Annotated in this window: 12 protein-coding genes; 7 read left to right on the top strand and 5 right to left on the bottom strand. The window is 71.1% G+C overall.

Annotated elements, in window-relative coordinates; translation table 11 throughout:
- Positions 1 to 141: 141 nt before the first annotated feature.
- From IE308_RS21930 to IE308_RS21915, 4 genes are all read left to right on the top strand, one after another.
- Positions 142 to 1,356 carry an NAD(P)/FAD-dependent oxidoreductase gene (locus IE308_RS21930; RefSeq protein WP_190219231.1) on the top strand — a complete coding sequence of 405 codons (1,215 nt, stop codon included), beginning with the start codon at positions 142 to 144 and terminating at the stop codon, positions 1,354 to 1,356.
- The gene (nirB, locus tag IE308_RS21925; protein ID WP_190219230.1) at positions 1,357 to 3,963 is read left to right on the top strand and encodes a nitrite reductase large subunit NirB; all 2,607 of its coding nucleotides are present in this window, start codon (positions 1,357 to 1,359) and stop codon (positions 3,961 to 3,963) included. It begins immediately after the preceding gene.
- Positions 3,960 to 4,310 carry a nitrite reductase small subunit NirD gene (gene nirD, locus IE308_RS21920; protein ID WP_110628030.1) on the top strand — a complete coding sequence of 117 codons (351 nt, stop codon included), beginning with the start codon at positions 3,960 to 3,962 and terminating at the stop codon, positions 4,308 to 4,310. The genes nirB and nirD overlap by 4 nt, the downstream gene beginning before the upstream one ends.
- A 160-nt stretch (positions 4,311 to 4,470) precedes the next feature.
- Positions 4,471 to 4,953 (top strand): excalibur calcium-binding domain-containing protein, encoded by a 483-nt coding sequence (locus tag IE308_RS21915; protein ID WP_190219229.1) that lies wholly within the window; start codon positions 4,471 to 4,473, stop codon positions 4,951 to 4,953.
- Between the two features lie 9 nt (positions 4,954 to 4,962).
- On the opposite strand, the gene IE308_RS21910 is transcribed toward IE308_RS21915, so the two are convergent.
- From IE308_RS21910 to IE308_RS21890, 5 genes are all read right to left on the bottom strand, one after another.
- Positions 4,963 to 7,257 carry an FtsX-like permease family protein gene (locus tag IE308_RS21910; RefSeq protein ID WP_190219228.1) on the bottom strand — a complete coding sequence of 765 codons (2,295 nt, stop codon included), beginning with the start codon at positions 7,255 to 7,257 and terminating at the stop codon, positions 4,963 to 4,965.
- Complete coding sequence (locus IE308_RS21905) at positions 7,254 to 7,925, bottom strand: ABC transporter ATP-binding protein (RefSeq protein WP_229908987.1); 672 nt, start codon at positions 7,923 to 7,925, stop codon at positions 7,254 to 7,256. Before IE308_RS21905 ends, IE308_RS21910 begins: the two co-directional genes overlap by 4 nt.
- Before the next feature lie 47 nt (positions 7,926 to 7,972).
- On the bottom strand, positions 7,973 to 8,401 hold the full coding sequence (locus IE308_RS21900) for a hypothetical protein (protein WP_190219226.1): 429 nt from the start codon (positions 8,399 to 8,401) through the stop codon (positions 7,973 to 7,975).
- A gap of 307 nt (positions 8,402 to 8,708) precedes the next feature.
- Positions 8,709 to 11,456, bottom strand: coding sequence for a pyruvate, phosphate dikinase (gene ppdK / locus IE308_RS21895; RefSeq protein WP_373314551.1), 2,748 nt, complete (start codon positions 11,454 to 11,456; stop codon positions 8,709 to 8,711).
- 406 nt (positions 11,457 to 11,862) lie between these two features.
- The gene (locus IE308_RS21890; protein ID WP_190219224.1) at positions 11,863 to 13,089 is read right to left on the bottom strand and encodes an ROK family protein; all 1,227 of its coding nucleotides are present in this window, start codon (positions 13,087 to 13,089) and stop codon (positions 11,863 to 11,865) included.
- Between the two features lie 120 nt (positions 13,090 to 13,209).
- On the opposite strand from IE308_RS21890, the gene IE308_RS21885 reads away from it, so the two are divergent.
- The 3 genes from IE308_RS21885 to IE308_RS21875 all read left to right on the top strand — a co-directional run bounded on the left by IE308_RS21885 (position 13,210) and on the right by IE308_RS21875 (position 18,494).
- Positions 13,210 to 14,628, top strand: a complete 1,419-nt coding sequence (locus IE308_RS21885; RefSeq protein ID WP_110628037.1) for an MGH1-like glycoside hydrolase domain-containing protein — start codon at positions 13,210 to 13,212, stop codon at positions 14,626 to 14,628.
- Positions 14,625 to 16,565, top strand: coding sequence for an amylo-alpha-1,6-glucosidase (locus IE308_RS21880; RefSeq protein ID WP_190219223.1), 1,941 nt, complete (start codon positions 14,625 to 14,627; stop codon positions 16,563 to 16,565). The genes IE308_RS21885 and IE308_RS21880 overlap by 4 nt, the downstream gene beginning before the upstream one ends.
- A 162-nt stretch (positions 16,566 to 16,727) precedes the next feature.
- Entirely contained in the window at positions 16,728 to 18,494 is a 1,767-nt protein-coding gene (locus IE308_RS21875) for an LTA synthase family protein (protein ID WP_190219222.1), read from the top strand.
- The last annotated feature ends 8 nt before the right edge of the window (positions 18,495 to 18,502 follow it).

The raw sequence follows: 18,502 nt of genomic DNA, 5'->3' as shown, positions 1-18,502 counted from the left end.
GGGGCCGCCCCACCTCACAGACACCTCCCGCCACCCGTCCCGAACCCTCACACCCCCCTGTCGACCCCGCTGAGGGCAGCGTTCCTCACGGGAAACAGATGCGATGCCACCGGGAAACACCCGCACCGCAGGCTCCTGGACATGACCTCGAATACGCGTGTGGTGGTGATCGGCGCCGGCCTCGCGGGCGTCCGGCTCGCCAGGCGACTCGGTGAGCTGGGCGTGCCCGCGCTGCTCGTCGGCGAGGAGGAGCACCGGCCGTACAACCGGGTCCTGCTCGCCGAGGTGCTGGCCGGACGCTACAGCCCGGACGTGATCGCCCTCCCCGCGCCGGCCGCGCTGACCCGGGCCCGGGTGACCGGGATCGACCGCGTGGAGCGGACCGTGAGCTGCGCCGACGGTTCACGGATCGCCTACGGCACGCTGGTCCTGGCCACCGGCTCCAACCCGGTCCTGCCGCCGCTGCGCGGCCTGTTCACGCCGGACCACGTGCTGCCCGAGGGCGTGCACGCGTTCCGCACGATGGACGACTGCCTGGGCCTGTCGAAGGCCGTACGGCCCGGCACCAAGGCCGTGGTGATCGGCGGCGGACTGCTCGGGGTGTCCGCCGCCCGCGCGCTCGCCCAGCGCGGCGCCCAGGTCGTGCTCGCCCAGCAGTCCGAGCGGCTGATGGAGCGTCAGCTGGACCCGAGCGCCTCGCGGCTGGTCAAGCGGCACCTGACCGACCTCGGCGTCGAGGTCCACACCGAGTGCCGGGTACGGGACGTGCGCTGCGTCGGCGGCGCGGTCCGCTCGGTCGAGATGGCCGACGGCTACGCCCTCGACGCCGACCTCGTCGTGCTGGCCTGCGGGGTGCACCCGCGGGCCGGTCTCGCCAAGGAGGCGGGGCTCGCCGTGCACAAGGGCGTCCTCGTCGACGACGAGCTGCGCACCTCCGACCCGCACATCCGGGCCATCGGCGACTGCGCCCAGCACGACGGCACGGTCTACGGCCTGGCGGCACCCGCGCTGGAACAGGCCGACGTGCTCGCCGATCTGCTGGCGGGGAACACCTCCGCCCGTTACGCCGGCACCCGCGCCCTGACCCGGCTCACGCTGACCGGGCAGGACTCCCTGGACCTCGCCGCGTTCGGCGAGACCGTCCCGCAGCCGGGCGACGACGTCGTGCAGCTCACCGACCACACCCGCGGCACCTACCGCAAGGTCGTCGTCCGCGACGACCGCCTGGTCGGCGGGGTCCTCGTCGGCGAACTCGGCACCGTCGGCGCGCTCGCCCGCGCCTGGGAGGGAGCAGAGCCGCTCCCCTCCGACGGCGGCCCTCTGCTCCACCTGCTCACCAACGATGGAGGCTCCTGAATGACCGCCACCCTGGGGGCCACCCCCACGATCGTGCTCGTCGGCCACGGCATGGTCGGCCAGCGCTTCCTCGAAGCGCTCGCCGAGCGCGGCCTGACCGCCACGCACCGCGTGGTCGTGCTGTGCGAGGAGCCGCGTCCCGCCTACGACCGCGTCCAGCTCACCTCGTACTTCTCCGGCAAGACCCCGGAGGACCTGTCCCTGACGGACAGGGAGTTCATCAAGGACCACGGCATCGAGCTGTACGTCGGCGACCCGGCCGAGAGCGTCGACCGGGAGGCGAGGACGGTCACGGCCCGCTCCGGGCAGGTCTTCACGTACGACACCCTCGTCCTCGCCACCGGCTCCTACCCGTTCGTGCCGCCCGTGCCGAACAAGGACGCCGACGGCTGCTTCGTGTACCGCACGATCGAGGACCTCCTCGCGATCGAGGAGTACGCCAAGAAGGTCGAGGTCGGCGCGGTCGTCGGCGGCGGTCTGCTCGGCCTGGAGGCGGCCGGCGCGCTCAAGGGCCTCGGCATCGAGACGCACATCGTGGAGTTCGCGCCGCGGCTGATGCCGGTGCAGGTCGACGAGGGCGGCGGCGCCGCGCTGCTGCGCACCATCGAGGACATGGGCCTGAGCGTGCACACCGGGGTGGGCACGCAGGAGATCGTGGTCGGCGAGGACGGCGCCGTCACCGGCATGAAGCTGTCCGACGGCAGCGAACTGAGCGCCGGCATGGTGGTGTTCAGCGCCGGTGTCCGCCCCCGCGACCAGCTCGCCCGCGACTGCGGCCTGGCGGTCGGCGAGCGCGGCGGCATCGCGGTCGACGAGCAGTGCCGCACCGTCACCGACCCGCACGTCTTCGCGATCGGCGAGTGCGCGCTCGCCGCGGACGGCCGGGTGTACGGCCTGGTCGCCCCCGGCTATGAGCAGGCCGCGACGGCCGCCGCGACCATCGCCGCCGACGAGGCGTCCTTCACCGGCGCCGACCTGTCGACGAAGCTGAAGCTGCTCGGCGTGGACGTGGCGTCCTTCGGTGACGCGCACGGCACCACCGAGGACTGCCTGGACGTCGTCTACTCCGACTCCCGTGCCGGCCTGTACAAGAAGCTGGTCATCGGCCGAGACGGCACGCTGCTCGGCGGCATCCTGGTCGGCGACGCGGAGGCGTACGGCACGCTGCGCGCGCTGACCGGCTCGGTCCCGCCGATCTCCCCGGAGGCGCTGGTGCTGCCCGCCGGCGCGGGGGCCCCGGCCCAGCTCGGCCCGTCCGCGCTGCCGGACGACGCGATCATCTGCTCCTGCCACAACGTCAGCAAGGGCACGATCCGCGGCGCGGTGACCGACCACCAGTGCACCACCGTGCCCGAGGTGAAGAAGTGCACCAAGGCCGGTACCGGCTGCGGCAGTTGCGTGAAGGTGCTGGGCCAGCTGGTCACCGCGGAGCTGGAGGCGTCCGGCATGGAGGTCGACAAGGGCCTGTGCGCCTGCTTCTCGCAGACCCGCGAGGAGCTGTACGAGATCGTCCTCGCCCTGCGCATCAACTCCTACCAGGACCTGCTGGACCGCTACGGCCGCGAGAGCGCCCGCGGCACCGACGGCTGCGACGTCTGCAAGCCGGCCGTCGCCTCGATCATCGCCTCCCTCGCCCCGGCGATCGGCGCGAGCGGCTACGTCCTCGACGGCGAGCAGGCCGCCCTGCAGGAGACCAACGACCACTTCCTGGCCAACCTGCAGAAGAACGGCTCGTACTCCGTCGTCCCGCGCATCCCCGGCGGTGAGATCACCCCGGAGAAGCTGATCGTGATCGGCGAGATCGCCCGCGACTTCGGGCTCTACACGAAGATCACCGGCGGCCAGCGCATCGACATGTTCGGCGCCCGCGTCGAGCAACTCCCGCTGATCTGGGCGCGCCTGGTGGACGCCGGCTTCGAGTCCGGCCACGCGTACGGCAAGGCGCTGCGCACGGTGAAGTCCTGCGTGGGCTCCACCTGGTGCCGCTACGGCGTGCAGGACTCCGTCCGCATGGCGATCGACCTGGAGCTGCGCTACCGGGGGCTGCGCTCCCCGCACAAGCTGAAGTCGGCGGTCTCCGGCTGCCAGCGCGAGTGCGCCGAGGCCCAGTCGAAGGACTTCGGCGTCATCGCCACGGCGAACGGCTGGAACCTGTACGTCGGCGGCAACGGCGGCGCGACTCCCCGTCACGCCGATCTCCTGGCCCAGGACCTCTCGGACGCCGAACTGATCCGCCTGATCGACCGCTTCCTGATGTTCTACATCCGCACGGCCGACCGCCTGGAGCGCACCTCGACCTGGCTGGAGCGGATCCCGGGCGGCCTGGACCACGTACGGGACGTGGTGGTCCACGACTCCCTCGGCATCTGCGACGAGCTGGAGCAGCTGATGCAGGCCCACGTCGCGCACTACCGCGACGAGTGGGCCGAGACCATCAACGACCCCGAGAAGCTCGCCCGCTTCGTGTCCTTCATCAACGCCCCCGACACCCCCGACCCGGTCGTGGGCTTCGTCCCCGAGCGCGACCAGATCAAGCCCGACCTGCCGCTGCTGACCATCGGCCTGCGGCCTGCCGAAGAAGTCCTGGAAGGAAGCGCCCAGCGATGACCCTGGCACTCGAGACGACCGACCTGAAGGTCCAGCTGCGCCTGGACGACGACTGGTTCACGGTCTGCGACCTGAGCCATCTGCTCCCCGGCCGGGGCGTGGCCGCCCTGCTGCCGGACGGCCGCCAGGTCGCCCTGTTCCGCGACCGTGCGGGCGAGCTGTACGCCATCGACAACCGTGACCCCTTCACGGGCGCGGCGGTCCTCTCCCGCGGCCTGACCGGCACCCACCAGGGCCGCCCCTTCGTCGCCAGCCCGCTGCTCAAGCAGCGCTTCGACCTGGCGTCCGGGCAGTGCCTGGACGACGAGGCGGTACGGGTGACGGCGTACGAGGTACGCACCGCCTGAGCGAGCACGCAGGGGCCCGGTCGGACTGACGCACGACACCGACCGGGCCCTGACGCATGGTCAGCTTCATCACAGAACCATCACACCGGCACAAGGCTGGAGCCGGCCGTCTAGGTTCAGGTTCACCCTTCAAGCACCACACAAAGGGGGAACCTCCACCATGACAAACCCATACACCACGCCGGTCCCTACCCCCACCCCTCGCTGGGCGCGAAAGCGCTACGTCCTGCCGGCCCTGGCCGTCACCCTCTTCCTCGGGGTGGGCATCGGCGCCTCCGACGACGGCTCCGGCGCCGGCAAGACGACGGACGACGCCAAGCCGGCGGCGGCGTCCCCGCGTCCGACGGTCACGGTGACGACGACCGCGACCACCACCGCGACGCAGACGGCGACCGCGTCGGCGAAGCCGGCACCGGCGACGACGGTGACGGCCACGGAGACGGTGCGGGTCACGACGACGGTGACGGCGGACGCGGCGGCGGACGACTCGTACTCGGGCACCACCGGCGGCGGCAGCGGGGGTTCGGTCTCCTACGCCAACTGCTCGGAGGCCCGCGCCGCCGGCGCCACCCCGCTCTACGCGGGCGACCCCGGCTACAGCCGCCAACTGGACCGGGACGGCGACGGGGTGGCCTGCGAGTAGCGCCGCGCCTCAGTCCCGCCGGATCAACTCGGGATCGATCCGCCGCCCGATCAACGGCAGGGCCCCGAGCGCGGCCACGACAACGGCCCCCACAGCACTGGCCAACAACAAGGGCACCCCGTCCCCGTCCCAGAAGACGCTCCCGCCCCCGGTGACGAGATAACTGGACTCGGCGGCCTTACCGGTGACGACGGCAAGCAACAGCCCGACGACAAGAGGCAACACCACTTGAGCAACTTGCACGGCCCGGAGGGTGCGCCGCCTGGCCCCGAGCAGGGACAAAGCGGTGACCTGCGACTTCCGTTCCATGGCCCGGTCGGTGGCGGCGACGAGATAGGCGGCGACACCGATGACGAGGCCGAGGACCATGCCGACGCCGAGCAGTGTTTTGATGACGCTGATCTGTCGCAGTGCGGCGATGTCCACGCCCTCAGTCTCCACTTCTAGGGTGGGGTCGACGGCCGCGATGCCCTGGAGAACCGAACGCACAACCTGGGGTGCCGAGTCGCTGAGCAGCGTCAGACTCCCGTAATCAGGGCGGAATCCTTCGGGGAGGAGGGACGGCGGGATGAGCACCGTGCCGCTGCTGACGGTGTGGGTGACGGCGTCGTCCTGGTAGTGGACCGTCTGCTGAGGCACCTGGACCGTCAGGGTCCTGTGCCGTCCGTCATCGTCGACGAGGCGGAACGGAAATCGGGCGCCCGGGCGGCTGGCGTCGTCGTAGGTGTCGCCGGGAACCATCAGCCGGGCCGGGCGGCCTTCCACGCACCCCTTCAGCACCGAGGCCATGCCCCGCAGTTGGCCGCAGGTGGCGATGACCGCCTGGATGGCAGGGAATGGACCAGGTGCATCGCTGTCCGACCAGGACGTGGCCTCGACCATATGAGTGCGGACACCGGGAACTTCACCGACTGCTCGTCGTTTGTCGTCGGTCAGCTCCGAAAGCTGGATGCTGTACGCCTGGACCGGGGCGGTGTTCTTCGACACCTGGTCCAGTTCGATGAGGACGCCCTGGGTGAGCGAAGCGGCGTAGACGAGGAGCACTAGTCCGGTGGCCACGCGGAGAGTTCCGCTGGGCTCCACCTCGTTGCGGCGCATGGCGATGCCGAGGGTAAGCGAACCGGTGGTTGCGGCGATCTTCCTGGCGAGGGCGCGCGACAGGGCGGGCAACGTCAGCACGAGCCCGGCACCGACCAGCACGACGGCGACGGGCATGAGGACGGAAGAGAGCTTGGTGTCGCTCGGCGCATGGCCGGCAGCTCCGACCGCGCAGTAGCCAACGATGATGCCCAGCCCCGGGATCAGTGGCACCAAACCCCACAGTGCGGGCGCCTTCACCTCCGCACTGCGTCGCACCGCCAGCGGATTGTCCGCCGCCCTCTTTGCTCCGAACCGGCTCACGAACCAGGCCAGCACCGGGCAACCGAGAAGACAGACAACGACGGCCCTGAAAGGAAGCGACCCGTCGGACGGATACCAGTCGAAGCCTGGCAGGCCGATCCGGGACACGAGCTGGTTGACGACCCAGTACCCACCGAGCCCCAGGACTGCCCCCAGGAACGCTGCAACGACCGTCTCCGCGGCATTGACACGTTGCAGGCCCCGTCTGCTCAGTCCGAGCAGCCGCAGCGCGGCCAGCCGCCTGACACGTGCGGCTGCGGACAGCCTGGCGCACACCGAGAGATAGACCGCGAGAGGCAGGAGGACGATTCCCGACAGGGTGAAACGCAAGATGTCCAGCGTGGAGGATTCCACGGTGGGGAAGTCCGTATGCCTGCCCCCGAAGGCGGTGAGATGGCCACCGCCCTTGATCTGGTCTCGACGGACACCGATGTAGGCGTACAACTCGTCGGGGTGAGCCAGTCCACGGGCGGCGATGATGCCCGCCTCCCGGCCGGGAAGCATCTTGGCCAGGCCGGGGTCATGCCGAAGTGCGTCATGGAGACGTGGTGAGACGACCACCTCGCCGGGAAAGGGCAGGGCCCGCAGGCCAGGCGGAGGGGCAATGGGCTTGCCGCCCCGGGCGACAAAGATCCGTGTGAGGGGGTCCGCACCGTACGGATCCAGCCTGGTCAGCGCGAGCCCGGCTCCGTGCTCGGCGGTGCACTCGCCGAGGCCGTTCGAGCAGTCAGGCTCACGCGCCGCCTTACGAGCATCCTGGGCCGCCAGAAGCCCCGGGATCGCGAGGACGACCGCCAGACAGCAGACACCGACTGCACTGCCCATCACCATGAGCAGAAAGCGCGCCCGATTGCCCCTGCCGCTCCCCAGCAGCAGGCGCAGCCCCAGAAGGAACTCCTTCATGTCGCCTCCCGAGCCCTGGGGACGAGCACTCCGTCGCGCATCGTGTAGAGGCTGTCCGCCTGGGCGGCCACCTGTTCGTCGTGGGTGACGAGCACCACGGCCGTCCCCATGGACCGCGCCAGCGTCAGGAACTCGTTGAGTACGGCGGCAGCGTTGGTGCTGTCGAGCGAGCCGGTCGGTTCGTCCGCGAACACGACGGCCGGTTGGTGGACCAAGGCACGCGCCACAGCGACCCGTTGACACTGACCTCCGGAAAGCTGCGACGGTCGACGGCGGCGCAGCTTGCCGAGACCGAGCCGGCCCAGGACCTCAGCTGCGGCAGCCAGCGCCGGCCCCTTGCGCTGGCCGAGAAGGCGCAGCGGCAGAGCCGCGTTCTCCTCGATGGTCAGCTCCGGAAGCAACTCGCCGTACTGGAAGACGAACCCGAACCGCTCACGGCGGAGTGTGCAGAGGTCTTCGTCGTCCATGCGCCCGAGGACGCGGCCCTCGAAACGGACCTCACCGTCGGCGACGGGCACCACGCCCGCCAGGCAGTAGAGCAAGGAGGACTTACCGGAGCCGCTCTGCCCGGTGATCGCTGCGACCTCACCGCGGCGCAGCAGCAGTTCCGCATGCCTGACGGCGGGCGTCTCGCCGTAGAACAGTTCGACGCCCTCCGCAGACAGCACTTCTGACGTATTGATCTTGTTCCCCTGGGAAGTGCGAGCGGTGGGATTCAGTTGCCGGGGTCGCGGGGGTTGGTGTACCCCTGAACCCGCGAGCAGTTGTCCGGGTGCAGCGATCCCCGGTCCCGACATGCCTTGAGCTTCACCTTGTGGGTATACATCTGCGCCCCATCCCAATTGGAGTGGTGCATATCCACCGCACGCTTCTGCTTTCCGTAGTAGCGGACCCAGTCGTGGGCCTCGATACGGACCAGCATGTAGACGTTGTGGCCGTCGTTCGCATCAGCGTCGACGAGCCGCCCTTGCCACTCGAAGGCACCGTGGTTGGTGCTGGGCGGATTGAACTTGTACGTGCCGTTCGTGAACTGGACACCTGGGGAGTGCAGTTTCGGGATCGTTCCTGCCCAGGCGGCCAGCGCGGTACCCGACGCCGTCAGCAGCAGCCCAGCAGCCGCAGCCCCGACCAGTGCCTTCTTCATGCATGCCCTCTCAATCGTCGGTAGCCCCGTCGACCACCGTCGAGCACGCACCGTAGCGGCAGGATCACCAGGAGAAACGATCAGTCGGCTGCAGCCATCCCATCAGGTGACCCCCACCCCTGCAGAAACGTCCCCAAAACAAGCCAACCCCCCGGTAACCAAAGGCAAAACCGAAAGGGCGGCACCCCCGCACAAGGGTGCCGCCCTCTTCGTTGTCCGGGGCCGCTGTCGATCGGTTGAGGGTCGGGTGACAGACAGCGGACCCGGGGTTTATCGGCCGGCCCGGGGATAAATGCCGGGCCGGAATTCAGCGGTGGTCGCTGCCCTCCGCCTGCGTCGCCGCCCGGCCCGCCTCCAGGCGGGCCACGGGGATGCGGAAGGGGGAGCAGGAGACGTAGTCCAGGCCCACCGCGTGGAAGAAGTGGACGGATTCCGGGTCACCGCCGTGTTCGCCGCAGACGCCGAGTTTCAGATCGGGGCGCGTACGGCGGCCGGCTTCCGCGGCGGATTTCACCAGGGAACCGACGCCGTCCTTGTCGATCGTCTCGAAAGGCGATACGCCGAAGATTCCCTTTTCCAGGTAGGCGGTGAAGAAAGACGCCTCGACATCGTCACGGCTGAATCCCCACACCGTCTGGGTCAGGTCGTTCGTGCCGAAGGAGAAGAATTCCGCCGCCTCCGCGATCTGGCCGGCCGTGAGCGCCGCCCGCGGGAGTTCGATCATCGTGCCGATCGCCAGCTTCAGCCGCGTGCCGGACGCCGCCTCGACCTCCGCGATGACCTTGTCGGCCTCCTCGCGGACGATCTCCAGCTCCTGCACCGTGCCGACGAGCGGGATCATGATCTCGGCGCGCGGGTCGCCCTTGGCCGCCTTGCGCTCGGCCGCGGCCTCCGCGATCGCGCGGACCTGCATGGTGAACAGGCCGGGGATGACCAGGCCGAGGCGGACGCCGCGCAGGCCCAGCATCGGGTTCTGCTCGTGCAGCCGGTGCACCGCCTGGAGCAGGCGCAGGTCGTTCTCGTGGGGCTCCTGGCGGGACTCGGCCAGGGCCACGCGGACCGACAGCTCCGTGATGTCGGGGAGGAACTCGTGCAGCGGGGGGTCCAGGAGGCGGATCGTGACCGGGAGGCCGTCCATCGCCTCGAAGAGTTCGACGAAGTCCTTCTTCTGGAGGGGGAGCAGGGCCTTGAGGGACGCCTCGCGCTCCTCCTCCGTGTCCGCCAGGATCAGGCGCTCCACCAGCTCACGCCGGTCGCCGAGGAACATGTGCTCCGTGCGGCACAGGCCGATGCCCTGGGCACCGAAGCGGCGGGCGCGCAGCGCGTCCTCGGCGTTGTCGGCGTTGGCGCGTACGCGCAGGCGGCGCTTGCGGTCGGCGAAGGCCATCATGCGGTGGACGGCCTCGACCAGCTCGTCGGCGTCGTCGGCGCCCGGGTGCATGCGGCCCTCGAAGTACTCCACCACCGGGGAGGGGACCACCGGGACCTCGCCCAGGTACACCTTGCCGGAGGAGCCGTCGATGGAGATGACGTCGCCCTCCTCGACGACGTGGCCGCCGGGGACCGTCATGCGGCGGCGCTTGGTGTCGACCTCCAGCTCCTCCGCGCCGCAGACACAGGTCTTGCCCATGCCGCGCGCGACCACGGCCGCGTGGGAGGTCTTGCCGCCGCGGGAGGTCAGGATGCCCTCGGCCGCGATCATGCCGTCGAGGTCGTCGGGGTTGGTCTCCCGGCGGACCAGGATGACCTTCTCGCCCGAGCGGGACCACTTGACGGCGGTGTACGAGTCGAAGACCGCCTTGCCGACCGCGGCGCCCGGCGAGGCGGCGATGCCGCGCGCGACCTGCTCGACCTTCGCGTCCTCGTCGAAGCGGGGGAACATCAGCTGGGCGAGCTGGGCGCCGGTGACCCGCTGGAGGGCCTCCGCCTCGTCGATCAGGCCCTGGTCGACGAGCTGCGTGGCGATGCGGAAGGCCGCGCCCGCCGTGCGCTTGCCGACGCGGGTCTGCAGCATCCACAGCTTGCCGCGCTCGATCGTGAACTCGATGTCGCAGAGATCCTTGTAGTGGTTCTCAAGGGTCTCCATGATCTGCATGAGCTGGTCGTACGACTTCTTGTCGATCTTCTCCAGGTCCGCGAGCGGGACCGTGTTGCGGATGCCCGCCACCACGTCCTCGCCCTGCGCGTTCTGGAGGTAGTCGCCGTAGACGCCCTGGTGGCCGCTGGCGGGGTCGCGCGTGAACGCCACGCCCGTGCCGGAGTCGGGGCCGAGGTTGCCGAAGACCATCGAGCAGACGTTGACCGCGGTGCCGAGGTCGCCGGGGATGCGCTCCTGGCGGCGGTAGAGCTTGGCGCGGTCGCCGTTCCAGGAGTCGAAGACCGCGCGGATGGCGAGGTCCATCTGCTCGCGCGGGTCCTGCGGGAAGTCCCGGCCGGTCTCCTTCTTGACGATCTTCTTGAAGGTGGTGACCAGCTTCTTCAGGTCGGCGGCCTCCAGGTCGGTGTCGACCGTGACCTTCTTGGTCTCCTTGGCCTTGTCGAGGGCCTCCTCGAAGAGGTCGCCGTCGACGCCGAGGACGGTCTTGCCGAACATCTGGATGAGGCGCCGGTAGGAGTCCCAGGCGAAGCGCTCGTCGCCGGCCTGCTCGGCGAGACCCTTCACGGACTTGTCGGACAGGCCGATGTTGAGGACCGTGTCCATCATGCCGGGCATGGAGAACTTGGCGCCGGAGCGGACCGAGACCAGCAGGGGGTTGTCGGCCTGGCCGAGCTTCTTGCCCATGCGCTGCTCCAGCGCGTCGAGGTGCGCACTCACCTCGTCACGCAGTGCCGCCGGCTCCTCGCCGCTGTCCAGGTAGACCTTGCAGGCCTCCGTGGTGATGGTGAAGCCGGGCGGTACGGGGAGGCCCAGGTTCGTCATCTCGGCGAGGTTCGCGCCCTTGCCGCCGAGGAGGTCCTTGAGGTCCTTGTTGCCCTCGGTGAAGTCGTAAACGAACTTCACGCCCTCAACGCTGTTGCCCGACGCGGGTCCCTGGTGATCTTTGTTTTCCGACACGGGTCTCGACTCCTCGAGGACGCGGTGGCTGCCCTGACGTCGAGGAACATACCCAGATCGAAGGCTCATGGGTACGTCCACTTGCGCGTCATGCGCCCGTAACCGGTCGTCCGCCAGCGGATCGAAAGTCAAGGCTTGGCAAGCGATCGGCGGACCTTGTGTTCACTTCTTGAAGGCATCAACGCCCGTAGACATCAGCGGGCGCTCACATGAGCGGCTTTTGGCACGTCTGTTATTCAGTCGCTGAACGATCAAGAGGTGGCACTGAGTGCCACCCCTTCCAGAAGTGCAGTCGCCCACCAACCGCTCATCTGAGCGCTACCCCGATCAGGGGTGGCGAGAATCACGCTGCCACACCGGCTCGGATTTCACCATGCGGACGAGTATCCGGAGCGAAACGCCCCATTCACACCCCGAGCGCCCGCAGCCGCTCCTCCGCCCGCTCCGGCGCGTACAGGTACTCCACGACCAGCGCACCCGCCCCCACCAGCCCGGCCCGCTCCCCCAGCCGCGAGGTGACCACCTCCAGGTGGGCCGTCGAGCGCGGCAGCGCCCGCTGGTACAGCAGTTCCCGCACGCCTGTCACGAAGGGTGTTCCGGCCAGATCTCCGGCGATCATCAGGACGCCCGGGTTCAGCAGCGTCACCACCGTCGCCAGCACCTCGCCGACCCGGCGCCCCGCCTCCCGCGCGAGCCCCGTCGCCTCCGGGTGCCCGGTCGCGAGCAGCCGCCGTACGTCCGAGCCGGACGCCGCCGGCACACCCGCCTCCCCCAGCCGCCGGGCCACGGCGCCGCCGCTGGCCACGGCGGCGAGACAGCCGTAGGAGCCGCAGCGGCACAGCGTCTCGGCGCCCTCCGGCACCCGGATGTGGCCGATGTCCCCGGCGCCGCCGTCGATGCCCCGGTAGATCGAGCCGTCCACGACCACGCCCGCGCCTATGCCGGTGGAGACCTTCACCAGCACGAACGCCGAGCAGTCGGGGTACGCCGTGCGCTGCTCGCCGTACGCCATCAGGTTGGCGTCGTTGTCGACCAGGACCGGGACGGCGCCCGCGCCGGTGTGCTCGGTGAAGGCGCGGGCGAGGCGGCCCCTTATGTCGTAGCCGTCCCAGCCGGGCATGATCGGCGGCTGGACCACGCGGCCGGTCTCGCTGTCGACCGGACCCGGCACCGCGAGGCCGATGCCGCACACCTCCCCCGCCCGGTGCCCGGCCCGCTCCAGCAACTCGGCGAACCAGCCGCCCAGCGCGCCGAGCACCACGTCGGGGCCGTCCTCGACGACCAGCGTGCCGGAGCGCTCGGCGAGGATCTCGCCGGTCAGGGTCAGCAGGGCCGCGCGGGCGTGCCGGGTGTCCAGGTCGGCGGCGAGGACGACGGCGTGCTCGTCGTCGAACTCCAGGGTGATGGACGGCCGGCCGCCGAGCGGCGAGTCGACCGGGCCGCCCGCGCCCTCGCGCAGCCAGCCCGCGCGGAACAGCCGCTCCAGACGCTGGCCGACGGTGGCCCGGGACAGGCCCGTCACCTGCTGGAGCGCGCCCCGGGTCGTGGCGCGTCCGCTGCGGACGAGTTCGAGCAGATCGCCGGCGCTCGCCTGGCTCCCGCCGCGTCCCGTCCTGCCGGGCTGTCCGGTCATGCGCACCCCCTTGTGTTTCCCAAGCCTGCATTACATAGTGAGTTTTGCGTGTTAAATAGACGTAACCCAACGGTGGCCACGGCCGAACCCGTCGGCCGGACGTCTTTCGGGGAGTCCCGAGTGGATCGCACTGTCCAGCTCACCACCCGTCCCACCGAGCGTGACATCGCATACGATCCGCCGCCCGCGGCGGACACTCTGCAGCTCAGGGCCGGGCGAGTGCTGGAGGAGAACTGGACGGGCAGCTCCACGGTCCCCTCGCGCGGGCTGTACCCGCACCAGTGGTCGTGGGACTCGGCGTTCATCGCCATCGGGCTGCGCCACCGCTCGCCGTTACGGGCCCAGACGGAACTGGAGACGCTGCTGGCGGCGCAGTGGGGCGACGGACGCGTCCCGCACATCGTCTTCAACCCCTCCGTCCCGCTCGACGCGTACTTCCCCAGCCCCGACTTCTGGCGCTCCGCCACCGCCGGTCGCGGTGCGGGCGCCCCGCGCACCGTACAGACGTCCGGCATCGTGCAGCCACCGGTGCACGCGCTGGCGGCGTGGCTGGTGCACTGCGCCGACCCGTGGCTGTCGCGGACGCGCGGCTTCCTGGCCCGGGTCTACCCACGGCTCGCGGCCTGGCACCGCTATCTGCTGCACCGGCGTGACCTGGGCGGGGGCGGCCTGGTGTCCGTCGTACACCCGTGGGAGCAGGGCATGGACAACAGCCCCTGCTGGGATCTTCCCCTGTCCCGGATCACCCCGGCGCCCGCCCGTTCCTTCCGGCGTGCCGACCTCGACCACGGGGCGGCCGAGGACCGGCCGACCGATCTGGACTACGGGCGGTACGTGCGGCTGGCCGCCGACTACCGCGACCGTGGATACGCCGACGGCCCCGGTGACTTCGCCGTCGAGGACCCCGCCTTCAACGCCCTGCTGGTCGCCTCCGAGCACGCGCTCGCGCGGATCGCGCACGAGCTGGGCGCGCCGGGCACCGCCCGGCACGCGCGGGCCGAGCGGCTCACCCACGCGCTGGTCGAACGGCTGTGGGACCCGGCCGAGGGCATGTTCTTCTGCCGGGACGTGCGCACCGGCGAACCGATCCGCGAGCGCGGCGTCTCCGGCCTGGTGCCGCTGCTGCTGCCGACGCTGCCGCGCGAGAAGGTGGCCGCGCTCGTCGGCACCCTCACCGGCCCGCACTTCGGGCTGGGCGCCACCACCCGGCTGGTCCCCAGCTACGACCTGCTCGGCGAGGCCTTCGACCCGCACCGCTACTGGCGGGGGCCGGCCTGGTTCAACACCGCCTGGCTGGTGGAGCGGGGCCTGCGCGTGCACGACGAGCGGGCCCTGGCCGACGCGCTCGCCGACGCGCTCATCGCCACCGCCGGGACCTCGGACTTCGCCGAGTACGTCGACCCGTACACCGGCGAGGCGTGCGGCGCGACCGGCTTCAGCTGGACCGCGGCCCTCACGCTCGATCTGCTGCACACCCGCAGCCACAACGTCAGGCCGGCCGCGGACCGGCCGGCAGTCAGGGGAGGGGATGGGGGATGACGGAACGACACCATCTGCTCGTGTACGGCGGGACGTTCGCGACCGTCGGCGACGGCGGCGAGATCAGCGGGGCGCGGGGCGGCCGCTTCCCGGACGGGCTGTTCGTGCGCGACGCCCGGCACCTCAGCCGCTGGCAGCTGACCGTCGACGGCGCGGTGCCGGAGGAGCTGACGCCCGTCGCCGACGGCGACGAGATCGCGCGCTGCGTGCTCGTCCCGCGCGGCGGCCGCAACGAACCGCCCTCCTGCACCCTCTTCCGCGAACAGGCCGTCGGCGACGGCTCGTTCGTGGACCTGCTGCGGGTCACCAGCAACCGCCCGGTGCGCACCACGGTCCGGCTCGCCATCACCGCCGACGCCGACTTCGCCGACCAGTTCGAGCTGCGCTCCGACCACCGCACCTACGCCAAGTCCGGCGCCGTACGCTCCCGCCAGGTCCTCGACCACGGGCTGGAGTTCACCTACCGGCGGGGCGAGTGGCGTTCCTGTACGACGGTGACGGCCGAGCCCGTCCCGGACGCCGTGGAGGAGACCGGCACCGGCGCCCGCCGCCTGGTGTGGACCCTCGACCTGGAACCGCACGGCACCGCGGAGCTGACGGTGCGGGTGATGGCCCGGCCGCACGGCGAGAAGCGGGCGCTGCGCGTGCCCCGCTCCCCCGCGTCCGTCACCGAGCAGCTCCTCGCGCTGGAGGGGCGGTTCGTGGAGGGCGTGGCCTTCCCGACCGGCTGGCCGGAGCTGGCCGCGGCCTGCGCGCGGGGCCTCGCCGACCTCGCGGCGCTCCAGGTCCCGGCGACCGGCCCGGACGGCGAGGAACTGCGCGTCCCCGCGGCCGGGGCGCCCTGGTTCCTCACCCTGCTGGGCCGCGACGCCCTCCTCACCTCCCTCTTCGCCCTCCCCTACCGCCCCCAGCCGGCCGCCGCCACCCTGCTGGCGCTGGCGGCGGCCCAGGCGACCGAGTCGGGGCCGGCCTCCGTCGCCCAGCCGGGCAAGATCGTGCACGAGGTGCGCCACGGCGAGCTGGCCCACTTCGGGCAGGTGCCCTACGGCCGCTACTACGGCTCCGTCGACGCCACCCCGCTCTTCCTCGTCCTGCTCGGCGCGTACGTCGAGCAGACCGGGGACACGGCGACCGCCCGCCGGCTGGAGCGGCACGCCCGCGCCGCGATCGGCTGGATGCTCGACCACGGGGGCCTGACCTCCCGCGGCTACCTCGTCTACCGCGCCGACCGCGGCGGCCTCGCCAACCAGAACTGGAAGGACTCCCCCGGCGCGATCTGCTCCGCCGACGGCACCCGGCCGACCGGGCCGGTGATGGCGGCGGGGGCGCAGGGGTACGCCTACGACGCGCTGCGGCGCACGGCGTGGCTGGCGCGGACGGTGTGGGAGGACGCGACGTACGCGGCGCTGCTGGAGCAGGCCGCCGGTGACCTGCGGGACCGCTTCCAGCGGGACTTCTGGATGCCGGACCACGACTTCCCGGCGCTCGCGCTGGACGGCGAGGGCCGGCAGGTCGACGCGCTCGCCTCGGACGCCGGGCACCTGCTGTGGTCGGGGCTGCTCGACAAGGAGTACGGCGAGCTGGTCGGGCGGCGGCTGCTGGAGCCGGACTTCTTCTCCGGGTGGGGGGTGCGGACGCTGGCCGCGGGGCAGGCGGCGTACCACCCGCTGTCGTACCACCGGGGGTCGGTGTGGCCGCACGACAACGCGCTGATCACGCTGGGGCTGGCGCGGTACGGACTGCACGACGAGGCGCGGGCGGTGGCCCACGGGCTGGTGGACGCGGCGACGGCGGCGGGGCACCGGCTGCCGGAGGTCATCGCGGGGTACGGGCGGGAGACGCACGGGGAGCCGGTGCCGTACCCGCACGCGTGCGTCCGGGAGTCGCGGTCGGCCGCGGCGCCGCTGGCGCTGCTGACGGCGGTGGGCGGGGCGTAGCACCACGGACGCCTTGGTCAGGCGTTTGCCCGGTGTTTGCCTGTGCCTGGCCGGGGCGGCTGAACAGGTACCCCGGCCGGGACGTACGGGTGGGTGGCGGGCGCTGCTCCTCCCTGCGTGGGCCCGCCGCTCTCGTCTCGCCGCGTATGGAAGGACCCCGGGGTGGCCCAGGACACCAGCACGATCGAGGTGACGGAACCGGCTGCCGAGAACACCTCCACGACCCGGGCGCGCCTGACCCTCACCGCCGTCCGCAGGCCCCTGCGGGTCTGGCGGGGGTGGAAGGAGGCGCACCCCCGCACCGTCGAGGTGGCGTCGGTCGCCGTCACCGTGCTGGCGTTCGCGCTGGTGGTGTCCGCGCTGCTGCTGCCGAACAAGAGCGAGCAGTTCAAGGCGGCGATGTTCACCCGAATACCGGTGGAGGGGCTGCTCGGCGCGGCCGTGCTGATCGCGCTGCCGCGCCGGGCGCGGCCCTGGGTCGCGGCGGTGGCCGGGCTGGGGCTCGGTGTGCTGACGGTGCTCAACCTGATGGACGTCGGCTTCAACGAGTACCTAGGCCGCAGCTTCAACGTGATCCTCGACTGGCAGCTGCTGGACGACGCCCAGTCCTACCTCGCCGACACGCTGGGCGGCACGACCGCGCTGCTCGCGGCCGTCGGCGTGATCGCGCTGGTCGCCGCACTGCTGGCGGCGATGGTCTGGGCGGCCCTGCGGGTCGGCGGGCTCGTCGGCCGCCACCCGGCCCGCTCGACGCGCGCGTTGCTACTGCTCAGCGCCGTGTGGATGACGTGTTCGACGCTGGACGTGCAGTTCTCGGGCATTCCGGTGGCCTCCCAGCACGCGTACACGATGGTGCGCTACCGCGAGGAGGCGGTGCGGAACACCATCCGCGACGAGCGGGCGTTCGCGAAGGAGGCGAAGGCGGACGCGTTCGGCGCGACGCCGCCCGCCCAGCTCGTGCCGGACCTGCGCGGCAAGGACATGATCTTCACCTTCATCGAGAGCTACGGCCGCAGCGCCGTCGAGGACCCGGTCATGGCGCCCGGCGTCGACCGCACGCTCGACGCGAGCACCCAGGCGCTGGCGAAGGCCGGGTTCCACGCAAAGAGCGGCTGGCTGACGTCGGCGACGTACGGCGGGAACAGCTGGCTCGGCCACTCCACGTTCCTGTCGGGCCTGTGGATCGACAACCAGAACCGCTACCGCACCGTCACCTCCGGCGATCACCTGCCGCTGACGAAGGTGTTCCAGAAGACCGGCGCCTGGGACACGGTCGGTGTGATGCCGGGCGTGCAGAAGGGCTGGCCGGAGCAGAGGTACTACGGCCTGGACAAGCTGTACGACGCCTTCGACCTGGGCTACCGGGGGCCGAAGTTCTCCTGGTCGACGATGCCGGACCAGTACGCGCTGGAGGCGTTCCAGCGGCTGGAGCACGGTCGCAAGCGCGACAAGCCGCTGATGTCGGAGATCATCCTGACCTCCAGCCACCAGCCGTGGGCGCCGATCCCGAAGCTGGTCGGCTGGGACGAGCTGGGCGACGGCCGGATCTTCGGCCCGATCCAGAAGGCGGGCAACGACCCGAGGGACATCGTCACCGACTCCCAGCGCTCCAAGGAGGAGTACGGCAAGACGATCCAGTACTCGGTGACCAGCCTCACCCAGTGGCTCACCCGCTACGGCACCGACGACACCGTCCTGGTCTTCCTCGGCGACCACCAGCCCATCGCCCGGGTCAGCGGCAACCACGCCAGCCGGGACGTGCCGGTCGCGATCGTCGCGAAGGACCCGAAGGTGCTGGAGAAGATCGCGGGCTGGAAGTGGAGCGACGGCCTGCGCCCGGCGCACGACGCGCCCGTGTGGAAGATGGACGCCTTCCGCGACCGCTTCCTGACGGCGTACGGCTCCACCCCGCACCCCAGCAACGGCTGACCTGGGCC

Origin of the sequence: Streptomyces griseosporeus (assembly GCF_014656055.1) — a bacterium.
Classification (GTDB): domain Bacteria; phylum Actinomycetota; class Actinomycetes; order Streptomycetales; family Streptomycetaceae; genus Streptomyces; species Streptomyces griseosporeus.
This window is presented reverse-complemented; position numbering and strand designations above follow the sequence as displayed.